This is a genomic window from Bradyrhizobium viridifuturi (assembly GCF_001238275.1).
GTDB lineage: Bacteria > Pseudomonadota > Alphaproteobacteria > Rhizobiales > Xanthobacteraceae > Bradyrhizobium > Bradyrhizobium viridifuturi.
In genome coordinates this window covers 1-13,879 of record NZ_LGTB01000064.1, presented here as the reverse complement: position 1 = coordinate 13,879, position 13,879 = coordinate 1, and the positions used below count along the sequence as shown (strand labels likewise).

The 13,879-nt window shown below is 60.2% G+C and carries 13 protein-coding genes, 1 tRNA gene and 1 pseudogene; 3 read left to right on the top strand and 12 right to left on the bottom strand.

The window, feature by feature from the left end; all coding sequences use genetic code 11:
- Positions 1-181: 181 nt before the first annotated feature.
- Positions 182-1,642, top strand: coding sequence for an exonuclease domain-containing protein (locus ALC15_RS45290; protein ID WP_200914738.1), 1,461 nt, complete (start codon positions 182-184; stop codon positions 1,640-1,642).
- Positions 1,643-1,661: 19 nt separating this feature from the next.
- Here ALC15_RS45290 and ALC15_RS42645 read toward each other — a convergent pair whose 3' ends face one another.
- The 6 genes from ALC15_RS42645 to ALC15_RS37980 all read right to left on the bottom strand — a co-directional run bounded on the left by ALC15_RS42645 (position 1,662) and on the right by ALC15_RS37980 (position 6,259).
- Positions 1,662-1,868 (bottom strand): hypothetical protein, encoded by a 207-nt coding sequence (locus ALC15_RS42645; protein ID WP_094194376.1) that lies wholly within the window; start codon positions 1,866-1,868, stop codon positions 1,662-1,664.
- Between the two features lie 557 nt (positions 1,869-2,425).
- Positions 2,426-2,514: transfer RNA gene (locus tag ALC15_RS38000), tRNA-Lys, on the bottom strand.
- Complete coding sequence (locus tag ALC15_RS37995; RefSeq protein WP_244486444.1) at positions 2,513-3,397, bottom strand: relaxase/mobilization nuclease domain-containing protein; 885 nt, start codon at positions 3,395-3,397, stop codon at positions 2,513-2,515. The genes ALC15_RS38000 and ALC15_RS37995 overlap by 2 nt, the downstream gene beginning before the upstream one ends.
- Before the next feature lie 188 nt (positions 3,398-3,585).
- Positions 3,586-4,104 carry a plasmid mobilization protein gene (locus tag ALC15_RS37990; RefSeq protein WP_050631697.1) on the bottom strand — a complete coding sequence of 173 codons (519 nt, stop codon included), beginning with the start codon at positions 4,102-4,104 and terminating at the stop codon, positions 3,586-3,588.
- A gap of 423 nt (positions 4,105-4,527) precedes the next feature.
- Positions 4,528-5,508, bottom strand: coding sequence for a ParB/RepB/Spo0J family partition protein (locus ALC15_RS37985; protein ID WP_050631696.1), 981 nt, complete (start codon positions 5,506-5,508; stop codon positions 4,528-4,530).
- Complete coding sequence (locus tag ALC15_RS37980; protein ID WP_050631695.1) at positions 5,498-6,259, bottom strand: ParA family protein; 762 nt, start codon at positions 6,257-6,259, stop codon at positions 5,498-5,500. The genes ALC15_RS37985 and ALC15_RS37980 overlap by 11 nt, the downstream gene beginning before the upstream one ends.
- 1,106 nt (positions 6,260-7,365) lie before the next feature.
- Between ALC15_RS37980 and ALC15_RS37975 the strand changes: the two genes are divergently transcribed.
- A complete protein-coding gene (locus ALC15_RS37975) occupies positions 7,366-7,671 on the top strand; it encodes an HU family DNA-binding protein (RefSeq protein WP_050631694.1) in 306 nt (101 codons plus the stop codon).
- An 18-nt stretch (positions 7,672-7,689) separates the two neighbouring features.
- On the opposite strand, the gene ALC15_RS45020 is transcribed toward ALC15_RS37975, so the two are convergent.
- The 3 genes from ALC15_RS45020 to ALC15_RS37960 form a co-directional block, all read right to left on the bottom strand.
- Positions 7,690-7,833, bottom strand: a complete 144-nt coding sequence (locus ALC15_RS45020) for a hypothetical protein (RefSeq protein WP_167350193.1) — start codon at positions 7,831-7,833, stop codon at positions 7,690-7,692.
- 61 nt (positions 7,834-7,894) lie between these two features.
- Complete coding sequence (locus ALC15_RS37970; RefSeq protein WP_018273795.1) at positions 7,895-8,206, bottom strand: DUF736 domain-containing protein; 312 nt, start codon at positions 8,204-8,206, stop codon at positions 7,895-7,897.
- A gap of 711 nt (positions 8,207-8,917) precedes the next feature.
- On the bottom strand, positions 8,918-9,100 hold the full coding sequence (locus tag ALC15_RS37960; protein WP_050631692.1) for a zinc ribbon domain-containing protein: 183 nt from the start codon (positions 9,098-9,100) through the stop codon (positions 8,918-8,920).
- 147 nt (positions 9,101-9,247) lie between these two features.
- On the opposite strand from ALC15_RS37960, the gene ALC15_RS45670 reads away from it, so the two are divergent.
- Positions 9,248-9,448 (top strand): hypothetical protein, encoded by a 201-nt coding sequence (locus tag ALC15_RS45670; protein WP_050631691.1) that lies wholly within the window; start codon positions 9,248-9,250, stop codon positions 9,446-9,448.
- A 241-nt stretch (positions 9,449-9,689) separates the two neighbouring features.
- Here ALC15_RS45670 and repC read toward each other — a convergent pair whose 3' ends face one another.
- From repC to repA, 3 genes and pseudogenes are all read right to left on the bottom strand, one after another.
- Positions 9,690-10,907 carry a plasmid replication protein RepC gene (gene repC / locus ALC15_RS37950; protein WP_347336357.1) on the bottom strand — a complete coding sequence of 406 codons (1,218 nt, stop codon included), beginning with the start codon at positions 10,905-10,907 and terminating at the stop codon, positions 9,690-9,692.
- A gap of 251 nt (positions 10,908-11,158) precedes the next feature.
- Positions 11,159-12,157: a plasmid partitioning protein RepB gene (gene repB, locus ALC15_RS37945; protein WP_050631690.1), complete on the bottom strand. Its 999-nt coding sequence runs from the start codon at positions 12,155-12,157 to the stop codon at positions 11,159-11,161.
- A pseudogene (gene repA, locus ALC15_RS37940) lies at positions 12,157-13,376 on the bottom strand (plasmid partitioning protein RepA). Before repA ends, repB begins: the two are co-directional and overlap by 1 nt.
- Positions 13,377-13,879: the final 503 nt, after the last annotated feature.

Below are 13,879 nucleotides of genomic sequence, written 5' to 3'. Positions count from 1 at the left end.
TCATGTCTGTTCGCCTCACTAAGCCCTGGCAACGTAGCCTTTTGTCACTCGGGTTGGTTCCGCCTCTAACTTCCGATAATGAGAGTTATTGGAAGTCAGGGCCGGTCATACCGCCTCCCTTCAGGACTTGCGTACCCGCTCGGCATCATCTTGGATAAGCCAGCGGTCTGGGGAGGCTGGAATGGGGGTCTGTGCGATATGTGGCAAGTCCGCGGGGTTTTTGCGGTCAAGGCATCCCGAGTGCGAGACGCTGGCCAGCACCCCTCCCGTCGTTGAGGATCGGCCGGCAAGCGATTTTGGCCAATCAATCTATGGAAGCCTAAGCGAAAAGTTGGGTCGGCCTTACGAACTGGAGGTCAGCCGAATTGATGCAGTTGTCAACGAGGTCAACCGCCTCAAACGCGAGGGAAAGCTGGAAGAGGCTATCGCGGTGCTCCTGCCCCAACTGGACCTTTGGGAACGGGATGCTGCAGCAGGCGCTGGCGGGGTCGCCCCCTGGTATTACGAACAAGCGGCCATCGTGTACCGAAAACTCAAGCGGTTTGACGATGAGATCGCTGTATTGGAGCGGTTCGCAGTCCAACAGCACGCTCCGGGCGTGTCGCCACCGCAGCTGTTGAAGCGTCTGAAAATGGCGAAGTGGTACGCACTCAAACGGAGCGGCGTCGATGCACCCCGGCCAATTCTTGAAGACGATATGGGTCGCCGGGCCCCTCCCCCGCCTGTGCCTGTCTCCTATCCAAAACCGCCGCCAATCAAACTGGCGGCCGACCAGCAACCAATTTTCGACTTCATTGCGCTAGACGTCGAAACCGCGAACGCTGCGAGTATTTGTTCGATCGGGCTCGCTCATTTTAAATCCGGTGAGTTGTTCAAAACCCTGACCATCTTGGTTGATCCCGAAGACGATTTCGATCCGACCAATATATCCATTCACGGCATCACGCCTGAAGACGTTGCGGGCAAGCCGAATATGGCTCGGGTCTTCCCGGTGATAGCTGCTGCCCTCTCCGATGTCCTAGTTGTTCATCACAGCCACTTTGATAAGACTGCCCTCAACCGCGCGGCAATTAAGCACGGCGCCGGCTTTCTTCCGTGCGTGTGGCTCGATACACTGCGCGTGGCCCGGCGAGCTTGGCCAAGCCTAGCCGACGACGGGCGTGGCTACGGGCTTGCGAGGCTGGCAGAAGAATTTTCAATTGGCTTTCAGCATCACGACGCCGCCGAAGATGCAAGGGCTGCGGGGCTGTTAATGCTGCGGGCGATGAATGATAGCGGCCTGGATCTGGTTCAATGGCTTCGACGCGTTGAAGAACCGATCGACGGTAAAGAGGCAGGAAAGCACGCCCGCGAAGGAGCCGGCTCAGGCCCTCTGCTCGGCGAAGTCATCGTTTTCACGGGCAAACTTGACATAGCCAGAGAAGCAGCTGCTCAACTCGCTGCCGACGCCGGGTGCGAGGTTGCCGATACGGTAAGCCAGCGGGTCACCATCTTGGTCGTCGGAGATCAAGATTTGCGCCTCACTAAGGGGCAGGAGAAGAGTTCGAAACATCGAAAAGCAGAAGCGTTGATCGCTAAAGGATGCGCGATCAAAATCGTGGGCGAGAGTGACTTCAAGCGGCTGATAAGCATGAACACCTAGTTGAAGTCACACCCACGTTTCATTTTTTCTTGGTCCCGTAAGGGCTTTGATTTGTCGGCTTCAACGAGATGCCCTCGGAACTCGCCTTACCCTGCACACCGGCCGGCGTTCTACCGAGCTTCAGACCGATAACCCGTGTCGGTGTATTTCCTGCCGCCAACTGTTTAAGACTTTTGAGATCAGCCGACGTCCAAGGCTTTCCAGTATTTCGCGTTGATTTAGCCATCCGATCCTCCCCAGATTGTGGCAGACGATCGTCGCAGCCCAGCTCCAAAGGGTCCAGCAGAACTCACGAAAGCTATTCGGTTAAATCAGGGCTTCTCGTTTGTCCGGGCTTCCGCGAGATTGATCCGACAGTTGCGTCCATGTCGTCGCAGCATCGCTACAAGGTTAGCCGGCACGGGCCCTTCTCGCCCACACTCAAAAAGCTTCGTGACGTCGAGCGCAGAATCAGCAAGCAGCTCACGCGCGCGCTCTCGCCGTACGCGTTCAAGAAAAGCTGGAGACTGGTGCCGCCAAGGTGGCGTCGCAACGCGCGCTCGCTGACGCCCAGTTCTCGTGCCACTGCCGGGATATATGGGCCTACCGCGGCTCAATTGGTGCGCCTGCAGCCAACTGACCGCGTCACAAGGGAGCAGGGTCGTCGGTCCGGCTGTGCTTGCCGCTCACACTGATCAAATTGTAGGGAGCAGCCCGCTTGCACATTGTGCGCAAACACCGTTTGAAAAACCGTTTTAGTTCGGCTCTCTCAAACGGTTTCCCTCGCTAAGGTCTTGATTTATATGGTGGGCGCACCAGGGCTCGAACCTGGGACCCGCTGATTAAGAGTCAGCTGATCCAGAGCGCGACCTGCAAGATGAACAGTGCGCATCATCGATTTCTATCAGGGGTTCGCCTCTTTGCAGGTTGATCGGCCTGAATACTCCGCTCCACATTACGTTGTCGGTCTTGAGAATATTCATTGAGTTCCTTTATCAGCAGGTCGCGACGTGTCTCGACAGTTGGCATATCGTCGACGAATTGCCGAACTTGACGAGCCAACTCGTGATTTGATGGCGCTTCCGAGCGCTGCAGCTCGGCGGCATAATCGAGATATCGACGCCGGATGACGTCCTGACGCGACCTGATCTGTTCGTCCCAAGGATGCTTGGCAGCCCTGCCACCCCTCACTTCCGAAAGCACCTCTTCGCGAGCAAGTCGATCGACATCGGGCGTGACCTTTCGCTTGCGCATAGCGAGGACCGCCCCACGGTCGCCCTTTCGAACCCGTCCGCGGGTTCGCCGCGGCGTTGCCTCCGCCGCGATCCCGCGAAGCCGAAGTTCGCCGGCAAACCGTTCTCGCCAGGCCTGAAGATCCGCCTTGCGGGGATTAAGGCGCTTGCCGTCATGACCGAGTGATCGAACGGTCAAGTGCACGTGGGGATGCTTGTTGTCGAGATGCTGGACGAAGACGTAGTCGTGATTATAGCCGAACATCTCGACGGCAAATGCCCGGGCTGAATCCTTGACCGCGACGGCATCTGTGCCAGCCGGCATCGACAGTATGATGTTGATCGAAAGCGACCCATCACGACGGCGCTTGTCGTCGAGACCGGCATCGTCCTCCCAGCGTTGCTGCAGATCTTTCAATCCGGAACGACCCACTAGCGTCGCGCCCTGCTCTGTCTCCCCATCGAGCTCGCCGTTTCGCGTGATGTATGCGAGATGTGACTTGAGATGCGCCACGTCCTTGGTGCGCCCGGTGATCTTGACCATCACCTCTGGTGCTCGGCGAACGATGCGTTCGAGCTTTGCACGCATCGCCGGCGTAAGGCGGCCGGGAGCGGCCGGATCGGGGATATCCCACTCGGCCCGCCGCGGGCGCCGATTAGGCGTTTCCCAGACATACGAGATCGGCGGTAGTTCTGAGGCCAGGTCGGTAGGCCGCGGCGAATTGCGCCGACTCATCGTCGCCCGTCCCAGTAGTCCGCGTTGCCATTCAGCGCATTACGTAGTTGCGCCAGCTCTTTTTCGATGACCCGTTTGGCCTCTTGAATTGCGGGCACATCGGGCTCAACCGCCCTGCCCTGCAGCACACTGGCGTTCGCCGCGCGCGCGATCTGGTTGATGTTGCCACCGATCCGGTTGAGCTCGCGAACGATCGCGCGAAGCGCCTCGTGCTCGCTTGGCGAATGCTGCACCGGCGAGCCCAATCGAGAGCGCACCAGGGCGACGATCCAACCGGTTCGGGTCATGCCACGCCGATGTGACACTTCCGCGAGCTGCCGCATCTCGCTCTCACGAAATCGCACCGTCACCTTCTCCGGTCGCCCGACAGGTAGCACGGAGATGCGCGGCACTGGTTCAGCAAGTGCCTCAGCAATGAGACGCCGCAACAGCGCGGATTTGCCGCCCTGGGTAGCCGCAAAAGCTGAGAACTCCGCAGCCACTTCGTCGGAGACGCGAAGCGAGATCAGAGCCATGCACTCCAATCCCAATCGCGATGTAATACATCGCTGGCGCGAAGCTATCCTGCACTAGAAAGAACGAATCTCTCCACCCCATCGATGTTGGTTCAAACCAACAGGCTCGGCATTCAAAGCTCGGGAGTTGCTTCAGGTGAGATCCAACGCAGACAACGATCGATGCGGAGTATTCCTCCGGGAATGACGCAGATGTCACCCCTAATGCTTGCACGCCACGAACGCCACGCGTGCGGATCGGCAACAATGGCACCGAGTATGTGGACCGCGGCTTTCCAGCAGCCTCCGGCCTCTCTACAGCGCTGTGGGGGGCGCGTTCGGCCTCCGGCTGCTGCGCTAACGCGCCATCCTTCGGATGGGAAATCCGCTCCGCCGGCGTGCCAAGCGCAGCAGCGTTTCTGGGGAGAAAGTCTAAAGCCAGCTTCATGCGAAAATGATCTCTTCGATCGTGATCGTCGATGCCGGCACCTCTTCCGCTTCGTCTGCGCCATCGACCAATAGCACGGCATGGCGTGAGCCTTGAGACGCGAGCCGATCGACGAGAAGACAGCCGGCGCGATCTTGGTGCCGCACTCTGATCGTCAGTGATGGGATCATTCGCTCATTTCGATGGACCGAAGACTTGGTGCGCTTCTCCGCGGCCGCCGTTACACGGTCTCTCTCTATAAGTCGCAATGCGACTTGCGGTGAGATCGGGCCTCGTTCCGATTGAGCACCAGCCGCACCTTCGCCATCAGCATGGGTGCCGCCAACTTCGCTGCGAATTTTGCGAGCCAGCTGGCGGGCGTGGGCGTCGGTGAAGCTCTCCTGCGCTGCACATATGGTCTCGACGGCGTTGGGCTGCTCACGCCAAGCCTGGTAGAGTTCATACACAGCACGGATTGACGAGCCGGCAAGCTTCGACCGGAGAAATTCAGGCATACTTTGGACCGACGCGTAGCGAGAAACCCAGTCCCTGGGCTTGCCGAGCTTGCGCGAGATGTCGGCTTGGTTATCACCCTGCTCCAAGCGGTCCGCGACGAATGCCGCAATTTCGGGGGCGTTGAGGTCATCCCGCTGGATGTTTTCAATCATCTGAACATAGCGATCCGCAGAACCAGCGGCATGAACGAAAGCCGGGATCTCACGGAGCCCGGCGCGCTTGGCAGCGCGATACCGCCTCGCACCCATGACGATCACGTACCGGCCTTCCTCGGTCGCCTGCCGCAGCACGATCGGTTGCAGCACGCCATGCAGACGGACTGATTCCGCGAGCTCATCGAGCTTCTGTTCGTCGAAGCTGCGACGGGGCTGGTCTGGATCTTCGTCAATGCGATCGATGGAAATCGAAGTCGGTTGCCCGGTTGCGGCGACACCATCTTCCGCGGCGTCGATGAGCTGCTTAAAACTGAGATCAAGCGCCATGTGCCGTCTCGTTCATCTGCGCGACGATCTTGGCGAGAACATCACGGATTTCGCGACCGGCCTCCTGCGCAGAGCGGCGCTTGAGCTTCCAAACCGGCAGGCGTTCCGCGACGGCCTCGGCATAGCCGTCCCTTGCCACGATCTGGCCCGGGAACACGTATTTCCCAGCCTCGCGCAAGAGTTGCTCAAGATGCGTCCGTTGACGGGGCGATTTCGTGTTGAAGTTCGAAGGCAGCAACCCGAGGAACTTCGTATCCTGGCGACCATAACGCCTCTGGACGCCGATCACGGTCTGCATCAGGCCTTTGACGCCCTTGATCGAATAGTCCTCCAGATAAATGGGCGCCAGGACATGCGACGCCGCGACCAAACAACCGACGCTGCGCAGTCCAAGTGATGGCGGCGTATCGATGACGCAGGCATCGAACTGATCCGACGCAATAGCGAGATTCTCTTGCAGAGTGGTTATGGCGGCCGCATTGCTGCGATCGAGATCAGTCAGCGAGCTATCGGCCGGCGCGAGCGTTAAGCCTTCGTCTTCACGAGGTGCGATCCGCATCCCCGGCTTGAACAGATCCGCGGCTAACGTTGAGCCGGCATAGTGCCTCAACGTATCCGACGCATTGCTCTGCGCATCCACGTCGATCACGAGAACGCGGAGATTCGCCTCCGCCATGAACCAGGCCAAATGCACAGCAAGCGTCGTCTTGCCGACCCCGCCCTTTTGATTGTTGATGACAATGGTCTTCATCTCAAAATCCGGAATGGGTCTGGCGGCGCTGGGTGCATGTCCTCGTCCATCGTTTCGTGGAGGTGTTGGTTTGAACCAACAGCGATTGCGAATCCAATCACCGGAACGATCCCGAAATTCACCCGGCGAATCCCCTGCCAGAAGAGTCAGGTCAGTACATCGCCAACGGAAGGAACAAATTCTGGCAGGCACGACGGAGACCGTGCTCGTTGCTGGACCACTGCTGTCGACACAATCGCGAGAGGATCGTCACGCGAATGCGCGGAGACCGCTTGCGGGCTCCGGGAGCGCCGCCGGGCGGCGCGAGCAGAGCTGTCCCCGGAGGGGCTCGCCCAAACGATTAACGCGGTATCATCCGTAGGCTGGCCTTATTGGCCGGGAGCCCACTCTCCTTCTTAAGCAATGGCGCCTATTCAATTCGGCCAATTCGAGGGTTTCGCATGTACTGGATGAAAGTCGTGTCTTAGGCCTTAGGCGTTGAGTTTTATGCTTTTGCTCGCTGACATTATAGGTATCTGGAGAGCAGTTGCAGTCTATTGAGTTCTAGCTGTCGCACTCATAGCTCAGGCCGTCATGTCCTCTCCGTTGTGCCAGATCCTCGTAAGGATTGGATTGAGCCCGCAGTAACCACGGAATTGGGCGCCCTTTGTGCACTCGAAAGGAGAACGTGCTTCAGGCGCAAAGGCTCTAGACCCCGCGACAGACCAAGCAATCGTGGGGGAAGCCCTATTCTGCAAGCGCTCCGGAAAACTTGCCAATCCTTGCAGGGTAGCGCTGCGGATCGCTGATCTTCGATTCAGCATCGCCGCATCGAGCTATCCGCGAAGCCGACCCTGTTCAGAGAAGTTTCGCTGATCCGCAATTGGGACCGATCGCCACGAATGGCCAGACCATGGTGCAGACCTTCGACAGCAGTGCGGAGACAGTCGAAGCGTTCGAACGGCTGTAACGCGCCAAACGGAGGCGCGGTTACGCCGCAATGGACGGAACACTGTCGTAGTCTGGCAATTTTTCGGGGACTACGGCTCTGCTTGTGATGCCGGCTCTATCTGTTCCACGGCCTTGATGTCAGACGAGCATAACTGAAACAAGACGGAGCTCGTCCGATGACGACTGCCAATAAGATCGCCGAAAAGATTGCAGCCGAGAACGACCTGACAAAAGCTCAGGCGAAATCCATCGTCGATAGCGTGTTCAGGGCCATCGCTGATGCGGCCGTCAGCGGAGCCGAGACGAGCCTTCCCGGATTCGGCAAGTTCAAGGTCAAGGATAGCCCCGCCCGCGAGGGCCGCAATCCGTCGACGGGCGCAACGATTGCAATCGCAGCTTCCAGGAAGCTGACGTTTACACCTGCTAAAGCCGTGAAAGATGTTCTGAACGGAGGAGCGGCCCCAAGCGACGGAGCATCTTAAGTCGCAAGACGAGGGGGCTTATGCCCCCTCCTCGGCCGCGAGCGCTTCGTCGCGTTGGCGGATGAGCTCGGCCAATTCGAGTTCGAGCGCCTTGCGCTCCGCCGGCGTGAATACGCAGTCGCGCAGCTCGGCGCGCAACTCTTCAATGGTGTCGATGGTCATGATCGCATCTCCAGTCGAAGGGAGCGGGCCCCGCCTCGCGGCGGAGCCCGCTGGCTGAGCCTCAGTCCCGGTTGGGCCGGGACCAGATCAGCTGGAGACCTTCCGCACCTTCGACCTCGGTCAGGGTGGCGTAGATCGGGGCGGGGAAGCTCGGATCGTCCAGCTTGACGGAGAGGTAGTCGCGCTCAGTGTCCTTGGCGGTCTTCTGCCAGGCAGCACCCAGCTCGACGTTGCCTGAGTAGATGCGGAAGTGCGGTCCCTTGTCGGAAGGGTTCTCGACGCGGATCAGCTTGGCCTTGACGTTGAGGTTGAGCGTCTTGATCGCGCCGGAGAAGCCATTGCCGGTGGAGGTGAAGGTGCCGATGGTAGCCATTGTCTCATTCCCTTTGTTTTCTCGGGCCGCGCCTATCGCGTCCTCGATGGCGGTCGTGAGACCGGAGGCGATCGACCTGCACCCGGAGGGCCGAAATGAAATGGAGGGCGGCCGGCAGCGACTTTCTTGGACCGCGAGGAATGGCGCGCAGCGCGAGGGGAAGAAAGTCGATGACGGGCGTTGCAGGGACAAGATCGAGAGCCCGCAAAGCGGGATCGGCCTTCGGTCAGACCAGCCTCTATCGAGGACGCAGATGGGTGCGCCCGTCGCGAAAACACATGGAATGAAGATAGGCGGCCCTAGTGGGCATTCAGATCTCAGGGCAATGCAGGTCGCAGCGAAACGTCGTTCATCATAAGCAGGCCACCTAAGCGCCGGGTCATCACCTACGAGGGAAACTATCGCTGCCAGCAACGTCGGCGCACCTGTCGAAGTGGCCATCGCAAGATCGATAACGAGGGTGCCGACGCTCTCGCCATGCGGATGCAACCCGGTCCTTCCGCATCCATGCGACCGACACGCTCTGCGAGGCGTGAAACAGATGCTAGCGTCGGTGGACATGCCGGCCGCCGAGTCCGGGACGATTCCGCCGGCCCGCGCGATGGAACGACGCTCAGCGTGCGGGTTGCAACGCCACAGCATTGGTGCGGGTTGTGAGCACGATCGACGTCAACAGCGATCCGGCTGCCGGGCTCGATTTCGGTTCGAACGTTACTTGGCCGGCGGCCGCAGCGGGCTTTCCGCCCATTTCCGGGCTGTGGGATCGCGCAGCGGGTCGTCTTCGCAGGCCAGGCAGACGTAGCGTGGCCGGCCCGGCGCGACGTCGTCGGGCACAGCCGTCATCGGCTTCCCGCACTTCGGGCACAGCTTCCGGCTCAGGTAGAGCGGAGTCATGGTTTTCCCTGCCGCGATCAGCCTAGTTCCCGGTGCACCGCGAGCACAAGTGGATCGCCGAAAGTTGTCTTCATTCATCAGACCGCTTGACGTGGAGCGCGTCCAGCATTGAAATCCGGCTTTCAGTGATGTTGCGGGGGTGGCGTCGTGGAAGATTTTTACAGGGGCTTCGCGCAGCGGGCTCGCGATCTGGCCGAGAACGCGGACCCGTTCACCAAGCGGCGGCTGCTCGACCTGGCCCAACGCTACGACCTGAAGAGCAGACCAGGATCACCCGGCGGACGGTCCATCCCGCCGCCGCGCGCAACGCCACCGACGGTGCTATTCGCCGGCTCCGGCGAGTCCTAGCGAAAAGGTCTCAGTGCAGATCGTGGGCTGCTTCACCGCCACATCGTGGGCGCGCCGTTAGTCTATGTTCTGGCACTCCCCGTCTTCTTCCTTCACATCGCACCGCCTGTTGCGCCCTCCGGCAGCGGCATCGCTTCTATCGAGCCATCGAACACCTCAATCGCGCCCGCAGTGCAGTTCGCGTCCCGCCGTTCCGGAGACGCCGTCGCCAGTCGCAGGGCGTCGGAACGCCCGCTCGCGGCTAGGAAACCTGTTTATCATTCGCAGTCTTTTGCTTCTTCCAGAGCGCCATGATCTGCGGTCCGATGGAATAATTGCCGGCCCGGGCTTTTGCCGTAAGACCCCGCAGGTATCCGCCCGGGCTTTTGACTTCCGCCGAGCGTTGCAGGATCGCGGCGACCGTAACCGCTGCATCGCCCTCCCCCATCGCGTCCACGGCGTCTTCCCAGGCGCTCGGGCTGACCCCCAGCGCCGATCGAACAACCGCGGCCGTCGCGATGAATTCGGGCCAGCTTCCGATTCCTGTCCGCGAGTACATCGCGATGTCGGGGCAAGCTTTGAGGATCAGCCCCAACGGGAATCCCGTCGTCTGTTGGCTCCTCCTCTCCGGCACCGGTTGGGTTTCACTGATGGCCCCCCCGCCTTCTTGAGAGGCTGGTTCAAGTTCAATAAAGGGGTCTGGATTTGAATTCTGATAGTGCGCGCCAGAATGGCTGTCATTGCCGTCCGGTTTCTGTGCAGAGAGATGGGAATCCAACAGCTTGCCCGCCTCTGCGGCAAGACGCTCCAGGCTTTCGGCAAGAGGTTCGAGGAGGCCTAGCCCGACCACTCGTGGCAAGCGGCCACTGAGGCCGGCGAAGCGCCTCCGGACATCCCCCCAGTCGCCCTGGGCCCCCTCCTCCGCTGCGACGGCAATCATCTTGGCTATATCCCGCCGGAGTATCGAGACACGCTCCCGCGCCAAGGCAATGGTGCGACGCTCGATCCTCACCTCGTCGGCCAGACGATCGAACTCCTCGGCCCGCGCCACGATCGGCGTCAGGTCGAACCCGAACGCCTGCTCGATCGTGCCATCGCCAGATCGCCGAGCGTATCGCTTTCCGTTGGGGCTATCGCGGCGGATGATGAGTCCCGCGTTGACCAGCGCGAAGAGATGCCGGCGGAGCGTGGTCCCTGCCATGCCGTGCGTACGCTCGCTCAGAGACGCGTTCGAGGGAAAGACAACGAGGTTGCCAGGGGTGAGAGCCGTCTCCGGTAGACACGTCAGCAAGCCGTTGAGCACGGTCAACGCACGATCCGAGATATCGAGCCGCTCCCTCGCATCGGTGATCGCACGGAAGATCTTCCACTTGTGAACTACTCTGTCTTCAGGGCATGCCTTCGCGGCCGCCTGGCTCGCCACCATGGCAAGCGTCAGCGTCCGCCGCCCGAAGGGCGTCGTTGGATGACTGTCGATCATGTTCTTCGCCTTTCCAGGCAAAGAAAAAGCGCTCGGCGAATCGATACCGCAGCAAATACGCTTGACTGGGATTCGCGTCCGTGATTCTCTAAGGCTGCTTACACGTTAGAGAAGGCTTCCGGGCGGAGACGTTTCGGGGGCCTTTTTCTTTGCGTTCTACTCCTCTGTTGAAAATCGATACGCCTACTGATCGCGCGGCAAGCCTTCTTTGCTGGCTGCGCCATGTTCTGCAGGAGCCTCGGGAAGCGCGCTTATGCAGTTCCCTTGAGGTACTCCACGTAGAGTTCACCTAGCCGCCCTACGACGAATTCGCCGAACCCAGGAGCGACCTTCTCGTTTACCGCGAGGGTGGTCTTTTCCGTTTTGCGGTCGATCGAGGCGACTGCCTTGCCGTCGGCCGATGTCCAAGACTCGGGTTCCGTTCGCTGCGGCCTGGGCGCAAGCGCTGCGCAAACGGCAAGGAAGCGCGCATCCGAATCTTTACTTAGAAAGGCCTGGCTCGAGATCAGCTGTGCCAACTCGCCGATTGCATCCCTGCCCTGGAGCAAGGCTTCGAGCTCCATCCAGCGTCTCCGGCCAGTTTTCGGCGCTGGGCCGATTGCCTCGATCAGCGCACGCGGAATGGCGCGGCCGACCGAGATCAGGCGGGAGAGTTCGGTCTTGTCGACGCTGAGGGCGGAGCCGATCGTGTCACGCTTGAACTCGCGGTCCTCGAGAGTGACGGCGTATATTGCCCTCTCGATGAACGAAAGATCCTTCCGTTCGCCGTTCTCCTTGCCTTGCGCCACCACGAGCTCTTCGTCGGTCATCTTCCTGATGACCGCACGGACCGGCCTTCCGAGCGCCTTCAGCGCCCTCACCCGGCGATGACCGTAAGCCGTCTGGTAGCGGGCCGGCTGGCTCGGATGAGGACGCAGTAGAACGGGAACGAGCTGGCCGTTGGCGGAGATCGATTGGACCAGAGCCTCGTGCTCCTCATCCGTACCAGGCATCCGGTCGGGCACGATCGATGCGTCGATCACCGAGGGATCGATTTCGAGCACTGTCTCGCCATTGGCGAATTGATCGGCCAGCGCTCTCGCCGCTTCGCTCTCGGCCGTCAGTCGCTCAAGCGATCGGCTCATGGCTCCGACAACGCCGCGCCCGCCGAGGGTCGGCTGGGGTGCCCTCCCCTCCTCCGCCAGCGGCGCGCTCGGAGCGGCCTGCGGAGGATCGCTGAGCAGATCGCTGAGTAGGTTCTTGCGTCCCATCAGGTTCTCCCCCAAGCCACTTGCATGAGATTCTGGATCTCCCCATTGACGCCGTCGAGCGACTCCATCGCGCGGTCGTAGGTCGATCGCGTGAACTGTTCGCGAGGCACCTCGTAGAGGGTCTGCTTGGTGATGCCGGCGTCGCTGATTGCGGTGCTTTTCAGCATCATATTGGTGATCATGCGATCGCCGAAAAGCGATCTCATGAAGCCGACCATCTGCGCCTGCGGACCATCGCCGGGTTCGTAGCGGGTGACGAGATATCTCATCCAATCGTAGTTCATGTTGCCGCCGGCTTTCGCGACGACTTCGAGCAAGTCCGAGGTCATCAAGAGAAACTGCGACATCGACATCACGTCGAGCATCTGGGGATGCACGGGGATGAGGACCGCGGTTGCGGCGCATAGCGCCGACAGCGTGAGAAATCCCAGCTGGGGCGGACAATCAATGACCACGACGTCGTAGTTTGCCTCGACCGACCCGAGCACCGTCGCCACCCTTGCGAAGAAGAGTGGGTCTCCGGACTGCCGCTGGGCCAGAGCCTTGGGTGTTTCGTGCTCGAATTCCATCAGTTCGATGTTCGCTGGCACGATATCCAGGAGCGGGAAGTAAGTCCGTCGAATGATGTCGCTCAGTTCGCGGCGGCTGTCGTCGTAGCGGATGGCACCATACAAGGTGCCATTCTCTTCGACGTCGAATTCGGGTTGGTATCCATGCAGAGCCGACAAGGACGCCTGAGGATCGAGGTCGACGGCAAGAACGCGAAATCCCTGCAAGGCGAGATGCTGGGCCAAGTGCGCCGCGCTGGTGGTCTTGCCGCTACCGCCCTTGAAGTTGACGACGGCTATGACCTGCAGATGCTCCCCTTCCCTGCGCGTCGGCAGATATCGGCGCGAGGCCTTTCCGGTCTCGTCGAGATAGGTTCGAAGGGCCTGGATGTCGTCCAAAGAATAGAGACGTCGCCGGCCGGGCCGATCTCGGGCTCGGGCCCCTTCTTCTCGAGCGACAACTGCCGCAAATAGGAGTCGTTCACGCCGATCAACTTGGCCGCTTCGCCGGACGAGAATCGACGTAAGGTTTTGGCGGCTTTCGGCGGGAAGAGTTTCAGTCTGTGGGCGACAAGCTTCGCCGACAGCTCGCGAGCGTCCGCAGCGATCAGTTCATGGATCGCACGAGGCTCATTTAACGCCGAATGATCGGCTGCGGTTTGTTCCGTCAAAGACACGGCGGCATCTCGTGGTTACGACATTTTGCCGAAAACTCTACATTCGGCGTTAGTAACTCCGATTCTGTATCGCTCGGCAATGAAGAAAGGGTTAACGAGAGATTAAGGGCTGCGGGATGACTGGGGCTAGGCCAACGAACCAGTCGCGCAAAGGCCGAGTTCTGCATGCAGCGCAATTCAACGAGGCAGCACCAATGCGGATGCGAATTGGTCTCCCGCTCGGCGAAGTTCGCCCGCAATCACCGTCAGTTATTTAAAACGTGGCGTCGGCCAGACTGCTCGACGTCGAACTCCTCATGCACCGCAGGAGTCGTTCGGCGCCATCAGCTACAACATCGCGGCTCCCTCGCCGCCAAACATCCTGCCGTGGAAGACCCCTCCACGTTCAGAAATCATGATGGCGCATGAAGACTTCTTCCGCCGAGCAGTAGGCGGCTGCCAGCTCAATGCAGTCTTTGTCTGGGATAGAAAATCTTTGAAGCGCGCGCGATGGAAGT